General features: G+C 50.4%; 18 protein-coding genes and 1 pseudogene. 11 read left to right on the top strand and 8 right to left on the bottom strand.

The window, feature by feature from the left end:
- Positions 1 to 428: 428 nt before the first annotated feature.
- Both ACI48K_RS21825 and ACI48K_RS21820 read left to right on the top strand, forming a co-directional pair.
- The gene (locus ACI48K_RS21825) at positions 429 to 2,252 is read left to right on the top strand and encodes a family 43 glycosylhydrolase (protein WP_475029750.1); all 1,824 of its coding nucleotides are present in this window, start codon (positions 429 to 431) and stop codon (positions 2,250 to 2,252) included.
- 279 nt (positions 2,253 to 2,531) lie between these two features.
- Positions 2,532 to 4,607 (top strand): methyl-accepting chemotaxis protein, encoded by a 2,076-nt coding sequence (locus ACI48K_RS21820; protein ID WP_475029749.1) that lies wholly within the window; start codon positions 2,532 to 2,534, stop codon positions 4,605 to 4,607.
- A gap of 198 nt (positions 4,608 to 4,805) precedes the next feature.
- Here the strand turns inward: ACI48K_RS21820 and ACI48K_RS21815 are convergent.
- Positions 4,806 to 5,615: pseudogene (locus tag ACI48K_RS21815) on the bottom strand (SDR family NAD(P)-dependent oxidoreductase).
- 223 nt (positions 5,616 to 5,838) lie between these two features.
- On the opposite strand from ACI48K_RS21815, the gene ACI48K_RS21810 reads away from it, so the two are divergent.
- The 7 genes from ACI48K_RS21810 to ACI48K_RS21780 all read left to right on the top strand — a co-directional run bounded on the left by ACI48K_RS21810 (position 5,839) and on the right by ACI48K_RS21780 (position 12,003).
- Complete coding sequence (locus ACI48K_RS21810; protein ID WP_475029748.1) at positions 5,839 to 6,243, top strand: MerR family transcriptional regulator; 405 nt, start codon at positions 5,839 to 5,841, stop codon at positions 6,241 to 6,243.
- A gap of 113 nt (positions 6,244 to 6,356) precedes the next feature.
- The gene (locus tag ACI48K_RS21805) at positions 6,357 to 6,704 is read left to right on the top strand and encodes a hypothetical protein (RefSeq protein WP_475029747.1); all 348 of its coding nucleotides are present in this window, start codon (positions 6,357 to 6,359) and stop codon (positions 6,702 to 6,704) included.
- A gap of 137 nt (positions 6,705 to 6,841) precedes the next feature.
- A complete protein-coding gene (locus ACI48K_RS21800; RefSeq protein ID WP_475029746.1) occupies positions 6,842 to 7,777 on the top strand; it encodes a LytTR family DNA-binding domain-containing protein in 936 nt (311 codons plus the stop codon).
- A 138-nt stretch (positions 7,778 to 7,915) separates the two neighbouring features.
- Positions 7,916 to 8,761 (top strand): ABC transporter ATP-binding protein, encoded by an 846-nt coding sequence (locus ACI48K_RS21795; protein ID WP_475029754.1) that lies wholly within the window; start codon positions 7,916 to 7,918, stop codon positions 8,759 to 8,761.
- On the top strand, positions 8,758 to 9,471 hold the full coding sequence (locus ACI48K_RS21790; RefSeq protein ID WP_475029745.1) for an ABC transporter permease: 714 nt from the start codon (positions 8,758 to 8,760) through the stop codon (positions 9,469 to 9,471). Before ACI48K_RS21795 ends, ACI48K_RS21790 begins: the two co-directional genes overlap by 4 nt.
- A gap of 46 nt (positions 9,472 to 9,517) precedes the next feature.
- Positions 9,518 to 11,794, top strand: a complete 2,277-nt coding sequence (gene secA2 / locus ACI48K_RS21785; protein WP_475029744.1) for an accessory Sec system translocase SecA2 — start codon at positions 9,518 to 9,520, stop codon at positions 11,792 to 11,794.
- Positions 11,752 to 12,003 carry a LysR substrate-binding domain-containing protein gene (locus ACI48K_RS21780; protein ID WP_475029743.1) on the top strand — a complete coding sequence of 84 codons (252 nt, stop codon included), beginning with the start codon at positions 11,752 to 11,754 and terminating at the stop codon, positions 12,001 to 12,003. The genes secA2 and ACI48K_RS21780 overlap by 43 nt, the downstream gene beginning before the upstream one ends.
- A gap of 226 nt (positions 12,004 to 12,229) precedes the next feature.
- On the opposite strand, the gene ACI48K_RS21775 is transcribed toward ACI48K_RS21780, so the two are convergent.
- A complete protein-coding gene (locus ACI48K_RS21775) occupies positions 12,230 to 12,967 on the bottom strand; it encodes an SDR family oxidoreductase (RefSeq protein WP_475029742.1) in 738 nt (245 codons plus the stop codon).
- Positions 12,968 to 13,103: 136 nt separating this feature from the next.
- Here ACI48K_RS21775 and ACI48K_RS21770 point away from each other — a divergent pair, with 136 nt between their 5' ends.
- Positions 13,104 to 14,027 (top strand): AraC family transcriptional regulator, encoded by a 924-nt coding sequence (locus tag ACI48K_RS21770; protein WP_475029741.1) that lies wholly within the window; start codon positions 13,104 to 13,106, stop codon positions 14,025 to 14,027.
- A 373-nt stretch (positions 14,028 to 14,400) separates the two neighbouring features.
- On the opposite strand, the gene ACI48K_RS21765 is transcribed toward ACI48K_RS21770, so the two are convergent.
- Together ACI48K_RS21765 and ACI48K_RS21760 are read right to left on the bottom strand one after the other, a co-directional pair.
- The gene (locus ACI48K_RS21765) at positions 14,401 to 15,252 is read right to left on the bottom strand and encodes a sulfurtransferase (RefSeq protein ID WP_475029740.1); all 852 of its coding nucleotides are present in this window, start codon (positions 15,250 to 15,252) and stop codon (positions 14,401 to 14,403) included.
- 148 nt (positions 15,253 to 15,400) lie between these two features.
- Positions 15,401 to 16,618, bottom strand: coding sequence for an MFS transporter (locus ACI48K_RS21760; RefSeq protein WP_475029739.1), 1,218 nt, complete (start codon positions 16,616 to 16,618; stop codon positions 15,401 to 15,403).
- A gap of 146 nt (positions 16,619 to 16,764) precedes the next feature.
- Here ACI48K_RS21760 and ACI48K_RS21755 point away from each other — a divergent pair, with 146 nt between their 5' ends.
- Positions 16,765 to 17,643: a LysR family transcriptional regulator gene (locus tag ACI48K_RS21755; protein ID WP_475029738.1), complete on the top strand. Its 879-nt coding sequence runs from the start codon at positions 16,765 to 16,767 to the stop codon at positions 17,641 to 17,643.
- Between the two features lie 83 nt (positions 17,644 to 17,726).
- Here ACI48K_RS21755 and ACI48K_RS21750 read toward each other — a convergent pair whose 3' ends face one another.
- The 4 genes from ACI48K_RS21750 to ACI48K_RS21735 form a co-directional block, all read right to left on the bottom strand.
- Positions 17,727 to 18,602 carry a carbohydrate ABC transporter permease gene (locus ACI48K_RS21750; protein ID WP_475029737.1) on the bottom strand — a complete coding sequence of 292 codons (876 nt, stop codon included), beginning with the start codon at positions 18,600 to 18,602 and terminating at the stop codon, positions 17,727 to 17,729.
- 52 nt (positions 18,603 to 18,654) lie between these two features.
- Complete coding sequence (locus tag ACI48K_RS21745; RefSeq protein WP_475029736.1) at positions 18,655 to 19,575, bottom strand: ABC transporter permease; 921 nt, start codon at positions 19,573 to 19,575, stop codon at positions 18,655 to 18,657.
- A 75-nt stretch (positions 19,576 to 19,650) separates the two neighbouring features.
- The gene (locus ACI48K_RS21740) at positions 19,651 to 21,294 is read right to left on the bottom strand and encodes an extracellular solute-binding protein (RefSeq protein WP_475029735.1); all 1,644 of its coding nucleotides are present in this window, start codon (positions 21,292 to 21,294) and stop codon (positions 19,651 to 19,653) included.
- 234 nt (positions 21,295 to 21,528) lie between these two features.
- Positions 21,529 to 23,913, bottom strand: a complete 2,385-nt coding sequence (locus ACI48K_RS21735; protein WP_475029734.1) for a helix-turn-helix domain-containing protein — start codon at positions 23,911 to 23,913, stop codon at positions 21,529 to 21,531.
- Between the last annotated feature and the right edge of the window lie 5 nt (positions 23,914 to 23,918).

Here is a 23,918-nt window from a genome sequence, read left to right as displayed (position 1 = left end):
TGTCTCTGTGCCCAAGGAATTGAAAACCCTTAGTTTAAAGGGGGAAAAACAGGGGGATTGACAAATTCGTTCATAGCAGTGGGAGCATTTCCAGTTAAAACGTCGAAAATCCTCATTTTGCTTAAATTAGCTGGAGCTTTTCCTTCTATTAGATCGTAAATCAGTGGACTTCGAGAGCTAGTCTTAGAACCCTAGAACCCTTGTAACCTTAGAGCAATCACTCGTTTGACGCGAGGCCATGATTTATCTCTGCCGGTCGTCGCAGTTCTCATCTGTGCCATTCGAGTAGTTTCGGGAAATTAAGCCAAGATAGACCCGGAAAAGTTTAAGATTACCTCACTACACAACAGATTACATATATTGTAAGCTAGAGCTAGTCCTAGAATTTACAATTTCATCCAATCCATAATGGAGGAGGTAACATTTTTATGAAGAAAAAGCTTGTGGGCCTGCTTTCGACCGGAACGTTGCTGCTGTCCGTTTTTACGGGATTCACATCCTCTGCCTCGGCTGCCGATCCTGTTACCGTGTCAGGAAACCCGATTTTCACCAGCATCTTCACCGCCGATCCATCCGCGCATGTGTGGAATGACGGACGGATTTATGTGTACCCTTCGCACGATATTTTTCCTTCCAGAGGCAGTGATCTGATGGATAAATATCACGTATTCTCGTCGGACAATATGGTTGACTGGGTGGACGAGGGAGAGATTCTGAGCGCTGACGATGTGCCGTGGGGACGGCCCGAGGGCGGCTTCATGTGGGCTCCGGATGCGGCTTATAAAGATGGAACCTACTACTTCTATTTCCCTCATCCGAGCGGATCGAACTGGAACGATACCTGGAAAATCGGAGTGGCGACCAGCGACAAGCCTGCCGCGGATTTCACCGTTCAGGGGTATATTCAAGGTCTTCCGGGAGGCAATCTGATAGACCCGAGTGTGTTCCGCGATGATGATGGAACTTATTATATGTATGCCGGAGGAGGCGGACAAGCCATCGGGTTCAAGCTGGGGGCCGATATGATGTCCATTGACGGTCCGGTCAAGCAGTTCACCGAGCTGCAGGATTTCCATGAAGCCAGCTGGGTTTTTAAGCGGGGCAATCTCTATTACCTGATGTATGCCGACAATAATCCGAGCGGAAACCAAATGCGCTACGCAACGAGCAGCAGCCCGCTGGGACCATGGACGAACCGCGGCGTTATTCTCGATCCGGTTCCTAGCAGCGGAACGACGCACGGCTCCATTGTTGAATACAAGGGAAACTGGTACATGTTCTATCATAACGGAAAAATCTCCTCCAACGGTACGCTGCGCTCCGTCTGCGTGGATAAGGTCAATTTTAATGCGGACGGCACGATTCAAAAGGTTGTTCAAACCAGCGACGGCGTCCCAGCTGTTGGACCGCGTTCCCATGCCACGGAAATCAAGTATTATGATCTGATCAATGAGAACTTCGACGAATACACCCAGCAAACGCCATACGGCATGAATGACGGGAATGTGACCTTCGGCGGCGGAGCCACCCGGTCCAATGGCACGATTGAAAATATGCATACTTCCGGCTCCTATATCCAACTGAGCGGCATCAACGGCGGAGCAGGCGGCAAGGCGCTGCTTACCGTATTGTACGCTTCAGGCGACAGCGGGGCGGCCTTTAAGGTGGACGCCAGCGGCGATACGGCCGGAGACGGGTATTTCCTGGCCTTGCCGGGCACGGGCGGCTGGGGAAATTATACCGGCCGGACCAATCGACTGATTGATTTGAATCCGGGCACGAACAACATCATCAAGCTGAGCGGCGGCATGGGAGGAGCTAACGTAAATCAAGTCATCGTGTCGCTGATTCCTACGGGCGGCCAGGACCAGGACACTGAATACCCGATGAGCGGAAGCAATGTCACGGTTGGCGGCGGAGCGACCCGATCCAACGGAACGATTGAGAATCTGCATATTTCAGGCTCTTACGTTGAGTTAACCGGCATTAACGGGGGTTCCGGCGGCCAAGCTACGGTTACCGTGATTTACGCCTCCGCGGACAACCAGTCTACTTTTAAGGTGAACACCAGCGGCGATTCGAGCGGAAACGGTTATTCGCTGACGCTTCCGGGTACAGGCGGCTGGGGCAATTATACGGGGCAGGCCAGCCTCCAAGTCGCTTTGAATTCGGGTGGAAATAATGTCATCCGGTTAAGCGGGGGGAATGGCGGGGCCAACATCAGCAAAATTATCGTATCGCTGAATCCTTAATAAAAAGCGGCTGCTGGGCCAGTTTGCTGCAACTGGAAAACCGCTTATAAATAAAAGCCTAGAGAATCGCATTGGGCGCGATTCTCTAGGCTTTTTGCGCTGGAAAACTTCCATTAGCAGCGTTATCGGACATGACCGCGAGAAGTTTTGAACGTTTGTTTAAACTTTCAGAAAATTTCATTATCTTGAGCAAAGATTCGACATCAGCTTACATTTTGCGCATATTTCATTGCTACAATTCTCTTAGTAACAGAAAAAAACCAATAGGGAGAGATAACCATGAGGGAAATGTTCTTCAAGAAAATTGGACGTAAGGGTTTCAAAAGCATTCGGACGAGAACATTCGCGATCATAATGCCGGCTTTCCTGGTTACCTTGCTTATCGTTGCCATTTTCGCTTACAGCTACTCCAAATCTATTATCCAGACACAGATTCGGGAAAAAATGAACGTGCAGCTCTCCGAGGTTTCCAATCAGATTTATTCCAACTTGAGCGCTCACGGCAAAGTGCCTGAGGTGCTGGCCCGCGCACTGGAAAGCGACGCGTCCGCCTATTCGCTGAAGCAGTACCAAACGATTCTGAGTCACGCGCTGGAAAGCAACGCGGATACGTTTGGCGTGGGTGTTTATTTTGAACCGAAACAATATGATCCGAATGTTGATTTCTTCTCTACATACGCTTACCGTGACGGGGATAAGATTGTGACCACCGAGCAGTACAGCGATCCGTCATACAATTATCCGGAGCAGGATTGGTACAAGATCGGCAAGGAAAAGACGGGGATTACCGACCCTTATTATGATCCGGGTACGGATACGACCATGACGACGTTTACCGTGCCTTTTTTCCGGGCGGACCATACCCTGCAGGGCGTGATTACCGGGGATATCAACCTGAAGACGATGCAGAAGGAGATCGAAGAGACTCAGGTCGGAGATACCGGCTGGGCGATGCTTCTGGATACACAGGGGAATTATATCGCCGGTCCCGATAAAGATAAAATTATGAAGCTGAAGATTACCGATGAGACCAATACTTCCCTGGCACAGGCGGGAAAAGAAATGATGGCGCAGGACCGGGGGATGGTTACCTATACGAACGATCAGGGCAAGCACCAGCTGTATTACGAGAAGCTTCCTACCACCGGCTGGGTGCTCGGCCTGACAATTTCCGAGGCGGAGCTGTATGCGCCGCTTAAATCGCTGCTGGCCACGATGGTTGCGATCGGACTGGCCGGGTTGATCGTGACCCTGCTTGCCGTGCATTTGTACAGCAGATCCATTACCGGAAGACTGTCTCGGGTCAATAACTTGGCGCAATCCATGGCTGAGGGCGATTTCACCCAAAATCTGAGTATCGACGGTTCGGATGAATTCGCCAAAATGGCTCAGTACATTAACCGGATGCTGGAAAGAGTAAGAGAATTATTGGGACAGGTTGCCGACAATACGTTTCAGGTGGCGTCAACCTCGGAACAACTGATGACCAGCTCCGCCCAAACCCATGAAACAACGGAGAAAGTGGTCCAAGCCATTAAGGGCGTGGCATCAGGTGCGGATACCCAGCTTCAAGCGACCGGCGAATCGGCAAGAGCCATGGAGGAGATGTCGGCGGGAGTACAGCGGATCGCGGAATCCTCCGTTCATGCGGCCGAGTTGACGGATCTGGTCTCCAGACAGGCCGGCAGCGGATATGAGAAGATTGCTCAGGCCGAGGCTCAAATGAGAAAAATAGAGAGCTCTGCGGCGGAAACCTCTGGGCTGGTTGCTTCCCTGGGAGCAAGGACTGACCAGATCGGCAGCTTCAGCGGACTCATTACCGAAATCAGCAGCCAGACGAACATGCTGGCGTTGAATGCTTCCATTGAGGCGGCGCGGGCCGGTGAATACGGGCGCGGCTTCTCGATTGTCGCGGCCGAAGTCAAAAAGCTCTCGGAGCAGACAGCGGACGCGGCCGGCAAAATCGGCAGTCTGATTGTCGAAATTCACGCGGAGAGCGACCGCGTTGCGGAAGCCATGCTCGGCAATAGCGAACTGGTGAATAAAGGTGCACAGACCATCGGAGAAGCGGGAGAGATGTTCACTGGAATTCTGGAAGGCATTCGGGACATCAACGCTCAGATTCATGAGGTATCGTCTTCCTCGGAAGAATTGCTGGCAGGCACGGAGCAGTTGACCGCGACGGTGGATCAGCTCGCGGGTATCGCCCGCAACGCCGCCGGTCATTCGCAGAACGCCGCGGCCTCGTCAGAAGTGCAGTTGGCTTCCATACATGAGGTTGCCTCGGCTTCCATGGAACTGGCTTCAAAAGCGGACGGACTGCAGCTGTTGATTGCGCAGTTTAAGGTAAGCTGAAGAACCCGCATTCCAAGGCATTCATTTATTTGGGCATGTACTTTATTCCTGAATGAGGCCGGTTCGTTGCCGCTGGAGATCAAAGAAGGATGTCGAGTCCGCCGCTGCACGGCGCTTGACATCCTTCTTGTCTGAAAGTCTGTTTTTAGATTTTCACCGTGTCTGATCTATGCGAGCGTTATCTCTAGGTAATGGGCTTCAGTCCGCGCTTGCGGTAACTTGTTCCCATTTATCGTATTCGTCCAGCATGGCATTCAGCTGTGTCCGGGCCATAACAAGCCCCATGCTGCCCAGCGCCAGTCTTCTTGGCGGGTTGTCAGTCCCCGCTATGTCCACAACAGCCATCATTGCCTTCTCCACATTGCCGTATGGGGCGGTTTCTGCTAAATTGTCCATCCAATCGTAGCTTGCCTGATAATCCGGTATTTTGCTTATGGCCGCTGTCGTATTGTTCTGGAAGCCGGTTTTGAATCCCGCCGGCTCAACGAGCGTAACTTTTATGCCCAACCCTTTAACTTCTTCTGCCATGCCTTCGCTCAGATTTTCCAGAGCGGCTTTGGAGCTGCAGTAGACGGGCATCGTCGCCAAGCTCTGAAGGGCTCCCATGGAAGAGGTGTTGATAATGTGTCAGGAGCGGCGTTGTCTCATTTGCGGCAAGACGGCCTGAGTGACGCCGATAACTCCGAATACGTTGGTTTCATATTGCGCCCTTGCTTCGTCCAGCGTTACTTCCTCAACGGTTCCGAGCTGTGCGTAACCGGCATTGTTGACCAGTACGTCGATGCTGCCATATTGACTTGTCACTTCCTTGACAACGCTTGTGATCATTTCGGGTTTGGTTACATCGAGGGCCATCACCTTGATATTGCTGTATTTTCCAAACTCGGGATCTGCCTTTACAGGATTTCGCATGGTGGCGACAACTTCCCAGCCTTGCTTGGCGAACTGAATCGCCATGGCCTGTCCAAAACCTGTGGATGTACCTGTGATCAGAACAGTTTTACTCATTGGTTTACCTCCTGGTATTTTGTTGGAGCCCAAAGGCTCAAAAGGATGATACGACTTAAAGTTGACTTCAAGTCAAATGTTATTTTTAAAAGCCTTGTTTCCGCGAACCGAAGTGAGTTGACTTGAAGTTCACTTTAAGTGCTACGATAATTTGTACAGGTGGAATGAGGCCTAGGCGGAATACTTGTGGATGATTCGAACAAGGTATGGGAGGAGTGAAGGAATGAAATTATCGATAGGGGAAGTTTCGGAAATCCTGACATGTCCGGCATACACGATTCGCTATTATGAGAGGGAGGGATTGCTTCCCTTTATAAATCGGGATGGGAATGGCAAGCGCTATTTTACGCAAACCGATCTGGACTGGATTCGGTTAATCATGTGTTTTCGCGCTACCGGCATGAAATTGACGGATTTGAAAAAAATCGTGGAATTGGCGCTGCAGGGGGAAGAAACCATTCCGGAGAGAAAGATGATCCTGAAAGCGCACCAGGAGGAGCTGCAGAGAAAGCAGAAAGAGTTGAACAGGGCATTTGAAGCGATTACCTACAAGCTGGACAGCTACGAGTATATAGAGCAGAAAAGAATAAATTCCCCGGAGGGAATCTACTTGGCGGATAACTGCTAGCCGGTCGCTTTGTCGTTTGTCGGCTTAACCACGTACGAATTTCGCGCTGCCATGTTGCGGAAATCCCCGGGAGGGCTATACGGGAACTCATTTTCCGAGAAAGGTGCTGACCCATGCAAACCATTCTTCTGCTTCTGAATTTGCTGGCATCCTTTGCTTCCGCAGGGGCTGCCGTAGTGGCTCTGATCCGGCCGGGGGCTTTGTCCGGCTCCGGTCATGCTGTTGCCGGCGAGTTATTTTACGCGCGCATGTATGCGGCACGTTCCATTCCATTCGGACTGGCCGCCGGCATTTTGCCTTTTTGGCCCGGCGGGCTCGCCGCCGCTTGGGTTCTTTTTACGGCTGCCGTGATTCAAATCCTCGATGCCGTCATTGCCGCGAACAAAAAAGAACGGGGCATGATGATAGGCTCCTCTGTCGGCGCCGTCGTGCATCTCATTTGCGGTATTACACTCAGCTAATCCAGCAAAATAAAGCGTATTTGCCGTTCTGGCTGTTGAGAAAGTCTCGACAGCCTTCTTTATGTTTGTGACAGAAAAGTATCCCAACATTATAATTGTTTATTATATCCTATAGCGGCGCTGACCAGGAGGATGGCATGCAATTTCAACCAATGTATGTTGACGGGGAATTATTTCTACCGAAGATCGAATTTAATATGACATCGAACCAATCGATTGGCATTATAACGGACTTGAAGCGAAAGCAGCTTTTAATGAATCAATTGGCGAATCATTCCCAATATTATTTATTTCGAGCCGGACAAAGCGAGTATATGCGTCTAACGGTGGAAGAGCTAATCACTTTTCTGATCAAAGTAACGGAGAGGGACGACCGAGTCGCTTTGTTAATGGATTATTTTGCTTTAAAGGAAGAACGAAAGGTAAAAATCAAGGATCTAAGCTCATCGAAAAGGATGTATGTTACATTGCTGCGTGTCTTTTTTGCGCATCAGCCCACACTTGTACTGGAGGAACCCTATTTTTACTTGGAAGAGCAAGATCGTCGTCATTATAAACGGATTTTGGATGACCTTTCGAAAGGGAAGCAGCTTTTAATTTTGACTTCGAATTTGGAGGATGCCCTTATTTCCTGCGATGTCATTTATCGATTGAATGAATCCGGATTTCATCCACTGGATATTCGGGACTCGGAAGAGGATAAGCAGGAAGTGCAGGAACAAGATCGGGCCAATATAACGTTGCAGAAGATATCTACTAAAAGAAATGACAAGGTGATTTTATTTGATCCGCCTGAAGTCGATTACATAGAAAGTATAGAGGGTTCGGTCCTTGTTCATGTGGGCGGAGAACATTATGCTTGTGCTCTGACGCTAACCGAGCTCGAGCAGAGATTGTTAAATTTCGGTTTTTTTAGGTGTCATCGATCCTACATCGTTAACTTGCAAAAGGTAAGAGAGATTATTACGTGGACGAAGAATAGCTACAGCTTGCGATTAAATACAGGAAAAGATGCCGTGGTTCCGTTATCCCGCTCAAAATTGCAGGAATTAAAAGCGCTTCTTCGCATTTAATTTCCGGAGTAATGCCGAACCAATCAAGCATAGGGTGGTACCATTCAGGCGGAAACAGCTACATTTCGGCGGGTTTTGATGGCTGGAAGCATGCAATCTTTATATACTTATGCCATTAACTCTAAGGAAGTGGTGTTAATGGATGTTATCCAAGTCGAACGTATTCGAAAGAGATTTGGGAATAAGGATGCGTTAGCGAATGTGTCTTTTTCCATTCCGAAAGGTGAAATTTTTGGTTTCCTGGGTCCGAGCGGTTCAGGAAAAACAACATTAATAAAGATTTTAACCGCTCAGTTAAATCCGACAAGCGGACAGGCAAGTGTATTTAATCAGCCGGCGGAGATGATGCATCAGTCTGCACAGAAGATGCGCTTTGGCATTTTGACGGACAACAGCGGACTATATGAGAGGTTAACGATTGAGGAAAATCTGGAGCTGTATCGTAGGTTATATGATCTTCCCGGATCTTCGATCGATAAGGTGCTGCAGTTTGTAAACCTAAGCGGAGAGCGCAAAAAGAAAGTCAATCTCCTATCGAAAGGGATGCGTCAGCGTGTCCTGCTGGCATGCGCGATTATCCATGAGCCGGAATTATTATTCCTGGATGAACCTACTTCGGCTTTAGATCCGGTAAACTCAGCACATATTTATAAAGGCCTGCGCTACTTAAATGAGAAAGGGACAACGATTTTTTTAACTACGCATGATATGGCTGAAGCAGAATTGATATGTAACCGTGTAGCGATTTTGTATCAAGGACAAATTCAAACCATCGGTTCACCCAAGGAACTAAAAAAACAGCATCGGGAAAACGTAGTTTGTGTTGATTTAATCAATGGAGAAGCATACGAGCTCCCGCTCGATGAGGAAACGGCCGATCAAATATCCGATTGGATGAAACGAGGGTTAATTGATCGCTTAGAAACGAAAGAGCCAAGTCTGGGCGATATCTTCATTAAGATGACAGGAAGTGAGTTACTATGAGTATCTCATTAAAACGTGTGCGAGCGATATTTGTGAAGGATTACAAAGAGTTTTCACGTAATTATGCGGTCTCCATTATGTTGATTTTTCCAATAGTCTTTGCACTTCTTCTTCGAGGTGTAGACCCGTCTTTGTTGCCTGGAGCTTTCGGTTTAGTTCTTAATCTTTCGTTTGTGATACTAACATGTTTTGCACAAGCATGCTTGATTGCGGAAGAAAAGGAGCGTAACACTTTAAGATCATTAATGATGACTCCGGCCACGACCACGGATGTTTTAATCGGCAAAAGTACTTTAGTCCTTGTCATGTCTGCCGTTGTTCTGGCTATTGCTACGTATCTATTTGGCTATGAGCCGGCTAGTATATGGGCGTTTGTGGCAGCAATCATTCTTTCGATTATTCTATATACAGCAGCTGGAACGATATGTGGTTTATTCTCCAAGACGCTACTTGAAGCCTCATTATCTATAGTTCCTGTGGCGATCGTATTCGGTTTACCATATGGAGGAATGTTGCTAGTGGATGATTATCCAATTTTCAAAGTGCTGGAGTATGCACCAAACCTTCAACTTGTGCGTTTGCTGGATATACGTAATATAGGCTTTACGACTGGAGATTTATTAAAACCCCTCCTGATTATTTTGGCATGGACGATTGTATTAACGATTGTATCTGTTGTTTTGTATGGGCGACGGTTAAAGGATGAGTAGAAAAAAATAGAATCGAGTATTTCTAACCGGGAGGGGTCAAATTCCGATGAATTTAGCCGTCAAGTTAATACGAGAATTCAAAGACCGCGATACCCGGCTACAACTGAAAGGCTACCGGGATAAAGCGGAGCTCATCAGGAAACGGAATTTGGAAGCATGGGACGAAAAGCAGCTGCAAGCGGAATCTCTCCGGCTGAAAAAGAAAGCAAAATCGGGTACGCCTTTGGACGAACTGCTGGTCGATGCCTATGCGTTAGTCTGCGAGGCAGCGAAGAGAATGCTTGGATTACAGCCCTACGATGTCCAGATTATGGCTGCCGTCGCTCTGCACGAGAGATTTCTGATCGAGCAGCATACCGGCGAAGGAAAAACGCTTTCTGCCGTTATGTCTGCTTATCTAAATGCGCTAACCGGTGAAGGCGTTCATGTGCTCACTTTTAACGATTATTTGGCAAATCGGGACGCGGAGTGGATGGGCCCGATCTATCGTTTCCTGGGGTTAACGGTAAACACGGTTCAAGCGGGCATGAGCTTGTCCGAGAAACGGAGAGCGTACGCCGCGGATATAACCTATGTTACGGCCAAAGAGGCGGGATTCGATTATTTGCGCGACACGATCGCTCTAGACCCATTCGATACCGTGCATCGTCCTTTCCACAACGTCATCGTCGACGAAGCGGATTCACTGCTTCTCGACGAAGCGCGGGTGCCGCTGGTCATCGCCGGAGAGCCGGGTTCCTCCAAGAGCGACGGCATTCATTTCGCAGAAGTGGCTAGGCAGCTCAAGCAAGATGAGGATTACGACTTCGACGAGTTCAAGCGGAACGTTTATTTAAATGAAGCGGGATCGGCGAAAGCGGAATCGCTGCTGGGATGCAGCAATTTGTACGAAAGCCATAATAGTCATTTGTTAATGTCGTTAAATTGCGCCCTGCATGCGGAATTGTTATTGAAAAAAGACGTCGATTACATCGTCCGGGACGGAACAATCGAGCTGATCGACGAATATACCGGCCGCGTGGCGGAGAACAGGCATTTGCCGGACGGGCTGCAAGCCGCGCTTACGGCTAAAGAAGGACTACAGCCCTTTGCCGGCGGGATCATTCTCGGTACGATCACCCTTCAACACTTCCTTAGCCTATATCCAAAGATTTGCGGAATGACGGCGACCGCGCAAGCTTCCGCAATGGAATTCGAAAAAATTTATGCGCTGCAGGTCGTGCAAATCCCGCCGAACCGCCCAAACATACGGATCGACCATCCGCATCGGATTTATACCCATAAGGAAGCCAAATTCAAGGCGCTTATACAAGAAATCTCGGCCGTGCATAGGGCGGGGCGCCCAATTCTCATTGGTACATCAAGCGTTGAGGAGTCTGACATGCTGGCGGTGGCGCTAGCGGTTGCCGGCGTACCTTGCCATGTTCTGAATGCGAAAAATGACGCAAAAGAAGCCGAGCTCATCGCCAAAGCGGGAGAAATCGGCGCCGTGACAGTGTCTACGAATATGGCGGGACGCGGCGTCGACATTCGGCTCGGCAGGGGCAACCCCACGCAAGCGGAAGTTGTCGCCAAGCTGGGCGGGTTGTACGTGATTGGTACGCATATGCACCAAAGCGTACGGATCGACAACCAGCTGCGCGGGCGATCCGGCCGCCAAGGCGATCCGGGGGCTTCCGTATTTTTCTTAAGCTTGGAAGACGAGTTGTTGGTTCGGTTCGGCATCGATAAAGCGATTCGCGCTCCTAGGCAGGATGAGGCTCTCGAAGAGCCGGCGCTCCACAGCAAAATTAAGCATATTCAGCGCGTTATTATGGGCCAAAACTTCGATATCCAACAGGAATTGAACGGTTATTCGGATATGGTGGAGGAACAGAGGCGAATGCTATATGAGGAGCGGCTCGGAATTTTAAGAGGCGAGACGAAGATGAGTCCTTCGGAGCAGCGGGTACGGCTTTATTATATCGACAAGTTCTGGGCTGACCATCTGGCATACGTTTCTTATATTCGCGAAGGCATCCATTTGACGAGCCTTGTTAACCGCAATCCGATCGACGAGTTTCATGCGCAAATCATCCAAGCCTACGAGCAAATTCCGGCTAAAATGAATAGAGAGTCGGCGAATATGCTCGTAAAGCTTGGAGGTTCGAATGATCCGGCGATGTGGGAAAAGTTCGGGCTGAAGAACCCTACTTCCACTCGGACTTATATTATCAACGATCAATACAAGGAGTACTTGCAGAATCCCGGTTCATGGTCCGCAGGGACGATAATCGCTTTTTGGATGCGGAAGTTTTTGAGGCCGCCAATGATCAGGCAGTAATCGCACTTGTGTCCGCCGGGGTGGGAATCTCGCTTGTCCTTGGCTGTTTAAGTAAAACCTTTGATAAGGATATTGCCTTTATTCCGCTCATCAAGCCAAAATTCACTATGGACTTTGCCTTTTGCTGGCCGCGGAACAATGAAACGGCTCAGGTTAAGGAGCTGGCGAAGTTTGTCGGGGAGCATGAGGAAAGTATTTGTCCCTTCTAAACTATACTGAGGGGTTACGGCAGATTTGCTGATACCTGGATGGAGGATCCTTGACGGTAAGATTGCCGGTTCACAGCAAGGATCCCTTCCGCCAATTCGGCAGAAGGGGCCAGTTCAAACAAATGTTTGTTGCACTGTGAATTGAATTCCAAATCCATGCTTTGCATGTCCTATGGGACGCTGAAGGAAACTGCTGATGACACCAGTTTTTCGCTTATTTTTCAGGTTACACCTGAGCGGTGGGACGGATCACGATCTCGTTCACATCAATATCATCCGGTTGTTCGATTGCGTATGCAATTGCGCGTGCTACTGCATCCGGCGTCATCGCCAGTTTGAGTTTTTCTTGCAATACTGGGTCTGTCGCATTCTCCGTGAAACTGGTCTTTACAATACCGGGCGAAATGATGGTTACACGTAGCTTATTGCCCGCCTCTTGGCGCAGCCCCTCCGAGATGGCACGAACAGCGAATTTCGTTCCGGAGTAGACCGACTGACTCGGCACTGTTTTATGTCCTGCTGTAGAAGCGGTGTTCACGAAGTGCCCGAAGCCCTGCTTGCGAAAGATTGGCAAAGCTGCAGCAATGCCATACAGAACACCTTTTACATTAACGTCAATCATGTCCTCCCAATCTTCGACACGCAGGTCATCGAGAGGGGAAATGGGCATAACCCCAGCATTGCTGACGAGAACATCAAGCTTTCCATACCGTTCGCAAGCTAATGTAACAAGTCTGCTTAGATCCTCGCGCCGTCTCACGTCTGTGCTTGCATAAACAGCTTCGCCACCTCTATTTACAATGCGAGCCGCCAACGCTTCAAGACGATCCGCTCCGCGTGCCCCAAGCACTATTTTTGCTCCGCGTTCGGCAAGCAACAGTGCTGTTGCTTCTCCAATCCCGCTACTTGCCCCCGTGATAATGACGACTTTATTCTCAATACTCATACTCAGTCCTTCTTTCATTAGTTTCTTATCCTGCAAGCAAATTATAAGTGGAATGTGATTGAGTCAGGTAGACGGATCGCCTCTTATTCTTGCCTAATCCTATTCGGTGTAATATAATTAGCCATCAAACATTCTTGGAAAGGAAAAGTAAAGCATGAATAAATTCTCCCCTCCCTCTACTATTTCTGCTCTTTTGCAAGAACTGATTCTTCTTATTCAACGTCACGCACCTTCGGACGGAACACATGCTTCAACAGTGCCGGAGCTGTGCTTCAGACGCTCAAGCCATGTGTCCGAGCCAAGGCATTCAGTAAATATGCCTTCTCTATACGTGATCGCACAAGGTTCCAAGACAGCAACGTTGGCAGGGGATAATTACGTATGCAATCCGGCCAACTATATGGTTAGTTCGGTGTATCTGCCTGTAGTCGGAATAATCACAGAAGCCTCGCCAGAGCTTCCTTATCTAAGCCTTCAATTATCCATTTCTCCGGATGTCATTCTGGACATCATGCATAGCAGCAGCATCCCTTGGGACGGAAAAACGGGACGGGGCATATTGGTGAGCCAGTCCGAGCCGCCGTTACTTGATGGACTGGTCCGGCTTATTCGGCTTCTGGATACCCCTGAGGATATTGAATTCCTTGCACCTATCATTATCCGCGAGATCCTTTATCGTGTGCTAAAGGGTGAGCAAGGCGCCTTAATCAGACAATTCTCTATTCCCGGCAGTTATTCACATAACATTTCCAAAGTGATCCAACTGATTAACCGCGATTACTCCAAGCCGCTTGTGATCGAGGAGTTAGCGAGGGTAGCAAACATGAGTCCTTCTTCTTTGCACAAGTATTTCAAAAAGGTCACAGCAATAAGTCCCCTGCAATATCAGAAGGCCATCCGGCTGCAGACCGCACGTCGTTTACTGCTCTCAGAGGGGATGGAAGCTGCTGATGCAGGCTTTCAGGTTGGCTATGAGAGTCCTTCGCAGTTCAGCCGGGAGTATAGCCGTATGTTTGGCCGCCCGCCAATGAACGACGTTAAGCATTTTCGCAATACCTTAAGTACTCCGGTTGATTGACAGTACACGAGTTTATTGACGATATGTAACTTGTTTTTATAGACAGCGTGGTGAACCGTGTCACAAGTAGTGGGGAATTTAGGGGGGCTCCCTCCTGAATAGCTTAAGCTTCTGCTTTCAGGAATTAGTACCATGTGCTAAGGTCAGATGAAGAAGCGTTTTACGCTGCTGGATTGGGAAATGACACAGTAGCTCATCGGACTTAGTCATCAGGGATCGCACAAGTTCGAAGGGGACGATTGGCTTGACCGTCTCGCAGATTCATCGCCAGCGTTGATTCCCCGTTGACTCTGTATATCTCCCGGCCCGATGTACGCCTTCTGTACCATCATAGCACCAAGCAAAAAAGCCCGCGCTCAGCGCGGGCTTGTCTTTATTTCTCTCCCCCCGTAGCCACTGGGTTGTCCTCGTACGAGATCCAGTCGCTCCAGCTTCCCGCGTACAGCTTTACCTGCGGGTAGCCGAGCTTGTGCAGGGCCAGCACGTTCGGGCAGGCGCTGACGCCGGAGCCGCAGTAGACGATCACTTCGCGGCCGGCGTCGAGCGCGGCCGCTGCCGGGGCGAGCTGCTCCCGGAGCGGCTCGCCGCTTTTCCATGAGCCGCTGTCGTCAAGGACCTGCTTCCAGAAGCGATTGATCGCGCCCGGGATATGCCCCGCCTTGACGTCTAGCGGCTCGACCTCGCCGGCGTAGCGGTCCCCGGCCCGCGAGTCGACGAGCAGCACGCCGGGATCGCGGAGCGCCCGGCGGACGTCCTCCACATCGGCCAGCATGTCCGGCCGAGGGGAGGGGGTGAAAGCGGCGGGAACCGTGATCCGCCGCTCAGCGGTGACGGGGTAGCCGCCGGCCTGCCAGGCGGCAAATCCCTCATCCATGACGAAGACTTCGTCATGGCCCAGCCAGCGCAGCAGCCACCACAGCCGGGAGCCGTTCATGCCTCCCTGGTCGTCGTAGGCGACGACCCTGGTGCTGCTGCCGATCCCTGCCCGGCCTAGCCGCGCCGCAAGCTCGGCGGGATCGGGCAGGGGATGCCGCCCGCCGTGCGCCGAGACCGGAGCGGAGAGATCCCGCTCCAGGTCAAAATACACGGCTCCCGGCAGATGGCCCGCCTCATAAGCTTCCCGCCCGGCAAGAGGTTTCCCAAGCTCGAACCGGCAGTCCGCAATGACAAGATCGGGTTCATACAAACGCGCCAGCACCCATTGTTTCGAGACGATTTCATTCATCCGCACCAAGCCTCCTTTGATAACACCATCCATAAGCTAAAGATTTATAATTATTGATTCTATCATAAATCCGGCTTTGCCTGAATGAAGGAGGCGAGGCGGGATAGGACCGATGCGGTCCCGCAGCTTTTATCGACCCGTTTCCGGTTTAACGCTGCTTCAATTGCAAATGCGGCAGGCGAACCGATTTCGTTCTCCCCGCAAGATAGGTAACCGCCGCGCCGGCGGCCAGCAAAATACAGCCGTAATAAATCATGCCGTTCCAGCCGATCTGATGATAGAAAATGCCGCCCGACCAGCCGACGAAGCTGGACCCGCCGTAATAGAACAGCAGGTACAGCGACGAGGCCTCGGCTTTATGCGACTTGTCCGCGAGCACGCCGACCCAGCCGCTCGCCACCGAATGCCCCGCGAAAAAGCCGAAAGCGACCACGGCGACTCCCAGGATTTTGACGCTCAGCACCGGAACCTCCGTCAGCAGCGTCCCGGCCATCAGAATGGCGATACCGATGCCGATGACATGGGATCTGGGATGGCGGTCCGCCAGTTTCCCGAACCAGATGGAGCTGAACGTACCGACCAAATTAACGACAAACAGGAATCCGAAGGCGGTTTGGCTCAGGTTGAACGGGCTGCTGGTCAGCGGGTATCCGATATAGTCCAAAATCATGATATATACGCCCATAAGCACGAAACCGGTCAAAAACAGGAAGACCAGCTTTTTGTTCAGCAAATTGCTCAGCATCCCCGTTTTCCATTGTTTCAGGGACACTTTCCGTGCCGCAAAGTTGCGCGACGCCGGAAGATACCGCCAAAACCAAAGGCTGAACAGCAGGCTTGTTATGCCAAGCATCATCATGGCGACCTGCCAATTGAAGAGGTCGGTGAGCGTCCCGATGACGATCCGTCCGGTGAACCCGCCGATGGAGGTCCCGGCAATATAAATGCCCATCACCCGGCCTATGGTCTTGGGACGAAATTCTTCGTTCAAGTAGGCCATCGCGATGGACGGAAACCCTGAAATACTGATGCCTTCCACGAAGCGCAGAATCAGGAATAAAGTGAAATTATGGCAAAAAGATGATAATAACGCCAAAACCGAGGTGAGCACGAGCGAGCAGCTCATCAATACTTTGCGGTTCCAGCGGCCCGCCAGCGCCGAGACGAGAATCAGGCCGATTGCCAGCCCTACCGTCGCCAGCGATATTGAGGCTCCGGCCGTTGCCGGGGTAACGTTGTACTCTTTGGAAAACAAGCTGATCAGCGATTGGGGACTGTACAAAACGGCAAAAGTGACGATGCTCCCCATCAGCATACTGGCGGCTGCCCGCCGGTGCGCCGAGCTTCCTATCTCGATGAAATCCATGCCTTACTCTCCTGTCCTATCCAATTCTCTATTTTTGGTTTTCTAACCGACAAATTAAGTATATGATGGGAATGAAACAAAGTATAATGCATTACTTTCATTAGTTTCATATACTTCACGTAATGAATGATAGGGAGTTGTACAGTATGGAATGGCAGCAGCTGGAGTATTTCGAGGCGACCGCACGTTTGCAGCACATGACCCTGGCATCGCAAGAGCTTAACATCACGCAGCCGGCGCTCAGCCGGTCCATTGCCAGGTTGGAAACGGAGCTGGGAGCTCCGTTATTCGAAAGACGGGGACGCTCGATCCAGCTTAATCGTTACGGAATATTGTTTTTGGAGCATGTTCAGCGCATTTTGGAGGAATACCACTCCGGCAAGCAGGAGATCGAAGATTTGCTGAGTCCGGAGCACGGGGAGGTATCGCTGGGATTTTTGCATACGCTGGGCATTCAGCAAATCCCCAATCTGATCGGCAGGTTTCGGACCAAGAATCCGAATGTCTCTTTTCAACTGCATCAGAACAATACCTTCTATCTTCTGAACCATCTGATGGCGGGAGAGATTGACTTGTGCCTCGTTTCTCCTCCGCAGGATACGAATTTGAACGTCGATTGGGTTCGGCTGTGCAGCGAGGAATTGTTCCTCGTCGTTCCCGCAGGGCACCGTTTGGCAGGGACCGATTGCCTCCCGCTCAAGGAGATTGCGAACGAGCGGCTGATTTCTTTTAAAGAAGGGTATGGACTGCGCAAAATTATTAATCATCTGCTCATAAAAGCGGAAATCAACCCGCCGATTTTGTTCGAAGGCGAGGACGTCCACACGATTGCCGGGCTGGTCGCCGCCGGACTGGGGGTTTCTATTTTGCCGAAAAGCAAAGGGCTTGAAATGGAGGGTCTGGCTTGGGTTTCCGTATGCGAACCGGTCTGCCGCAGAGATATCGGTATCGCGCGGGTTGAAGGAAGATACCTATCGCCGGCCGCGGAGGAATTCAGGGAGTTTGTGATTAAATACTTCGGATAAAAATCCGCCGCAGGGAAGCATCGAGAGATGATACGCCCGGCAGCGGACTTAGGTGATGAATTTTGGCTTGCACGGACGTCGGGTTATCCTTTTAAAGCTCCAATCATGACGCCCTTCACAAAATAGCGTTGAATAAACGGATATACGCACAAAATCGGGAGCGTGGCCACAACAATGGTCGCGTATTTGATCGTTGCCCCGATTTGGAATTGTTCGCCTACCGCGGAGTTTGACGTCATCGTATCCGTTGAGCTCAAGATCAGAATCTGTCTCAGAAAAATTTGCAGCGGGTACAGATCGTGATCCTGAATAAAGACGGAGGCGTAAAACCAGCCGTTCCATTTCTCCACCGCATAATAAAGCCCCATTACGGCGATGACGGGCAGCGACAGCGGAATGATGATCCGGGACAGAATGACAAAATGATTGGCCCCGTCGATTTTCGCGGATTCCTCCAGGCTGTCCGGAACGGCCATGAACGAAGTTCTCATGACGATCAGGTTAAACGTATTGATGGCAAACGGAATGATCGTCGACCAAAGCGTGTTGTATAAGCCGACGCCTTTGACCACCAGGTAGAACGGAACAAGCCCGCCGCTGAAAAACATGGTGAAGGTGATGAGCATCATGAACGCTTTGTTCCACATCACGTTTTTCCTTGAGAGCACGTAGGCGCCGAGCGCGGTCATCAACAGGTTAAGGGCAACGCCGGCCACGACGATAAATAGGGTGTTCCGGTATCCCGTGTAGATGCCCGGGTCGGCAAAAACCAGCTTATATGCCTCCAGATTGAAGCCCAGCGGCTTCCACAGCAGGCCTTTGTGCGAGATGATTTCGTTCGGATTGCTGAATGAGGCGAAGATGACATGAATCAGCGGATAAACCGTAACGACAATCAGTAAAAACAATACGAAATAGATGATATATAGTGAAATTTTCTCCGACAAAGTCGTTTTCAATAGGGCACCTCCTAATGCAGCCGAAACTTATTCAATGATCGGACGGGGTTGTTTACCACAGGCTGTTATCGGTCACTCTTCTGCTGATCCAGTTGGCCAGGACGAGCAGGACCAGATTAATTACGGAGTTGAACACCCCGACCGCGGTGCTGTAGCTCCAGCTGAATTCCAGCAGCCCCTTCCGGTACACGAAGGAAGAAATGACGTCTGCCGTTTCGTACACCACCGGATTATACAGAAGAATGATCTTTTCAAATCCGACGTTCAGCAAATTCCCCATACGCAGAATAAATAAAATGACGATCGTCGGGAGAATTCCCGGAAGAGTGATGTACCACATTTGTTTGAGCCGTCCGGCTCCGTCCATGCGCGCGGCTTCATATTGCTCCTGATCGATCCCCATCAGCGCGGCCAGATAAATGATCGACTCCCAGCCCGCTTTTTGCCAAATTTCCGACAGGATGTAGATCGGACGGAATAATCCCGCATGCTGTAGCATAGCGGTGCCGTCTCCGCCGAAATAAGTGTAAAGGGTATTGATCACGCCTCCGCTGTCCGTAAAATCCCGGATTAAGCCGGCAATCACGATCATCGAAATAAAATAAGGCATGTAGGTGGCGGATTGAACGACCTTTCTGTAGGTTTTGCTGCGCACTTCATTAATCAGAATCGCCAGAATAATCGGGGCGGGAAATTCGAAAATCAATGAATACACACTGATAATCAAGGTGTTTTCCAGCACGCGCCCGAAATAGTAACTGTCAAAAAACGTCTTGAAATGATCCAGGCCGACCCAAGGGCTGTCCATAATTCCTTTGAGCGGCGAATATTCTTTGAAAGCGATCAGCACGCCGTACATCGGGGCGTAATTGAATATGGCATAGTAAGCGATCACGGGCAGCATCATCAAATACAAGTACTTGTTGGTCAAAAAATCCCGGATAAACCTCTTGCGGAATACGGCTTTGTTCATGTTTTTCTCTCCTTAAATGGGAGAGGGGCGAGTCCCCGAATCTCCCGCCCCTCTTTGCCATCTCCCAACTAACGTTTAGCGTTTATTGTAGCGGTCCAGGGCAGCTTGCTGAATTTCGATCGCGCGGTCGATACCCAGCGTTTTGAGCTTATCCATATATCCGTCGAACGCGTCGACCGATTCATTGCCCATGATGATTTTAAGCGTCATTTCGTCCACCAGCGTATTTACGTCGTTCATAATTTGCGCGAGCTCCGAAGCTTCCTCCGGCGTAGGCGTGATTTGCGGCATTTTATATTTGTCGACATCCGTTTTGGCCCAAGTTTCCAGCGCTGATTTCTGTTCCGGAAGAGCCAGGTATTGGGTGATGTAGCGCTTATCCTGAACGAACGGGCCGCCGTAGTTGGCGCGGATATACAAAGACATCGCCTGGGAAGGGGACAGCTTATCCGGATTGTTCATGAGCAAATCGGTGTAGGTAGGGTTGCCGTCTTTCATTTCGTAGCTGACCCCTTCTTGCCCAAAGTTGAAATACATATGTCCTTCTTCGCTGTAGCCCCAGTCAAGCAAGCGGGCGGCGAGTTCCGCGTTTTGCGCTTTGGATGTGATCGCTACGTTCGTTCCCGTCGTATAGATCGGGTCCTTTTGGCCGAGCATCGGAACGTCTCCGGCATGCAGTACCGGATATGGTGCCGCGACCAGGCCGGCTTTCGGATCTTCCTCCTGAAGCAGAGGAAGCCATTTGCCGATGCCGCTGCCGGAATTATGGACGGTGGCGCCGGTGACTCCGGTCGTGATGTTGGAATCCAGAGCTTTGCCGTCCACATTGGCGATGTTTTTATCGAGCAGTCCCTCGGCATACCACTGGCGGAACGTGTTCAGAAATTCCTTGTATCCCGGCTGCATGGGACCGAACTTCACGGTTCCGTTATCTTGATACCAGGTATGGCTCGTGCCAAACGCGCCGATAAAAGCTCCATTGTTCAAAAATTCGGATTGGAAAACATAAGACAGCGGAGCCGTTGCGCCTTTCTTTTCTTTAAAGGCCGTCAGCATCGTATGCCAGTCGTCGATCGTTTCAGGCACCTTGAGACCAAGCTCGTCGAGCCAGTCCTGACGGATGATCGGTCCTTGATATACCTGCAGCAGAGGGTCGCCGCGCAGGAAAGGAAAAGTATAATAGCTCCCGTTATCGGTTTTCAGCATCTTATCGATTTCGGGATTTTCCTGAAGAAATTTTTTCAGATTCGGCGCGTATTTGTCGATGACGTCATTCAAGCGAAGAATGTAACCTTCGGCGATGGCCTTTTCCGGTCCGCCCGGGAAGTTGAACCAGTCGTATTCGATCATGTCCGGAAGATCGCCGGATGCAAGCATAATGTTCAGAGCATCCTTCGATTGCCCGGCGGGAGGGCTGATGAACTTAAGCGGCACTCCCGTGCGTTTTTGCCATTCCTGGAAAAAAGGAACCTGGTCCATCGTCGCTTTCACCGAGCCGTATTCGGCCCAGTAGGTCAGCGGTTTGTCCGCGTCCGCCTTTAACGGATAAGATGCATCTGCGGATCCGGAGGAGTTTTGCGAATTTCCCGCGTTTGCCGAATCGTCCGGCTTGGCTTCATTCTTGCCGCTGCCGCCGCAGCCGGCCGCAATCGTGAACAGCATGACAGTGACGAGGGTCAATGTGGCGAATTTGAATTTCTTTTTACGTGGCAAGCCCATATTGCTGTAACCTCCCTGTATTTTGCGGTTTTGAAGTTGAGGCGCCTCACTACCGATTATGGCGCTTCCGTGCCGTTCTTGAGAATCGTCAACACCTCGAATCGGATCGCCGATATTGCGTTTGGCGTAAACCAAATCGAAAATGGCATCGGCAAAATCCCAAATTCGAGAAAAAAAGAGGCTCGGGAGAGCCTCGGGTAGGGGAAGGAGGGACACGGTCGCGCGTGAAATCGGCTACAATATTTTCTGATATTGCCCCGGCGTTATTCCCTCGTATTTTTTGAAAGTCCTAATAAAGGTATTGATATCATGGAATCCGACCTGGGCGGAAATGGATTTAATGCTGCCGGAGGAATCGCGCAGCAGCCGTTTGGCCTCTTCCATTCTGAATCGGTTGATGGTATCCAGCAATCCGTCGCCGGTTTGGTCTTTAAACAGCTTAGACAAATACGTCGGGGTCAATCCGAAATGCTCTCCGATCATGGAAATATTCAGATTGGCCTCTTTGTAATTGTTGGCGATGAAGGTCAGGATTTCGGTGCTCAGTTCTTTAAGCGCCTGACTGCGGGTGGACGACTGCAGCTGCTTTTGCCGGAATAATGCGTATTCGCAGACCTCATGCATGACCGCGAGCAATTGGAGTTCCATATCTTTGAGCGATTCGCAGTTCATGACCCGGGTTACCCAAGCCGTGCTGTTCACCGTTGAGTTTTCCTCCGTTTCGCCGATTTCGCCGACCGTTTTGATTAAAGTGCTGATCAAATCGAACATCAGGCATTTGATCAGATTGACGGAGAGCTTGCTTTGTTCCATGCACCGGGAAACGATGTCCTTGATCAAAGCCTCGGCTTTGGAGTCGTCGCCCGCTTTGACGTAATTCATCAATTGCTGCTCCGTTTGAAGCGGATAATAGAAGCCGGTTTTCACTTCTTCCGGGTCGTTAATCTGGATTTCGTCATAGGTTACGGCTTCGCGATCGCCGACCACGACCATGTATTCCAAGGCGTCGACCGCCTCCTTGTAGGCCGTGGAAATTTCGCCGACCGAACCTTTGATCGAACTGATCGAAGTAAACGTATGAATATTAAATTTTTCATTCAGGAATTGTCTTGCCCGCTCGGCAAGATGTTGTGCGTCAACCAGCAGCTGCTCCCGGTCCCCGGAGGCGAAGTTGAGGATACACGCCATATTGTCGTCCATTTCGCATACAAACCCCCGGTGTTTTTCATTGGCCAGATCCTCAACGATATTGGTTACGATAAACTGCATCAGCTTTGGTTTGTTGGCGATATCGGACAACTCGTCCAGGTGCCAGGCAAACTTTTCATAGTCCAGATAAAAGAGAATTACGGCGAAATCGTCCGAGTGAAAATGAACGTCAAAAGCGGCCAGCGATTCGTCCAGCGACAGCTGGTTATCCAGCTTGCCCTTTAGCATGCGCGCCAGCATGTTGGAACGGAGCATATAGGACTGCTGCTTCATCCTCAGCTGGATTTGCCCTTTTTCATTCAACGTATCGGAGATTGCCTGCTGAATTAGCGCAAATTCATTGCCCTCGTAGAGAGCTGCCTTGTCCTTCGCCCCCTTCAGCATCCGCAGCAGCCGGCTGACCGGACTGTAGTTTCTGAACAGAAAAAGGGCGGTAAGGAGGATGCCTCCGATCATACTGATCAACAGGCCAATATACGTAATATTGCGCAGATAATAGGTTTTGTGCCAAAACAGGCTGCGCGGGACGACCGTGGCATAGACAAGCTCCGAGTTTTTCGATTTGATGTACATGAACTCCGAGGGCTTGCCTTCGTATTCCGTAAAATAAGAGCCGGTGTCTTTGGTAAAATCCATATTCGATAAGGCCAGAGGATCGCTGTTTTGTTCCGTGGAGAGCAGAACCTGCTTGTCCCGGTTCAATACGAATACCTGACCGTCGCTGAAATCCTGAACGTTAAGGATCGTTTCCATGAGCTGGGTCGTATCGAGCAGAACAACGGTTGCCCCCGGCGGACTCCCCAATTTTTCGCCGGGAAAAGAATGAATGTACGCCAGCGTGTTCATGGCGGAATCTTTGTTTTTCAATTTAATGAATCGCCCGGCGTTGTTCTTTTGCAGGATGTCCAGCCACACTTCATAAGAAATGGATTCATTCGGATGAATGGTTTCAAAGGCCAATTTGCTCGTGCGATATACGCCCGGCTCGAGGACGAGATCCTGATCCTTCCAGTAAACGTAATAGGTCCTGATGGAAGGATAGAGCGTTTGGTATATGGCGATTTCCTGAGCGGTCTGGTGCAGGCTGTAAAGGTCGGAATCCAGGCTGCCGTGAGTTTTGTACAGGTTCGAGTACATAAACCCGCGGATGCGTACGTTCCAAGTCAACTCCGTCGTGAGGCGTTCCGCGTTTTGAACCTGGTTGTCGATCGTTCCCCTGACTTCTTTCAGCAGCACGTTGTTCGCCCGGTGGATTTCGCTTTTCAAGATTTCCCGGGACTCGTCATAGACGAAAATGCTGATCAAAATCGGTACCGTCAAAACGACCAAGTAGGAAAATAACCATGTTAAAATGATGCTTCTGCGCCGCAGAAGAAACCGCTTCCATAATTTTTGCTTCTCCTTCGCCATCTTCT

The sequence above is a fragment of the Paenibacillus terrisolis genome, assembly GCF_056171975.1.
Note: the sequence above shows the minus strand (reverse complement) of the source record. Positions and strands in the feature narration are given on the sequence as shown.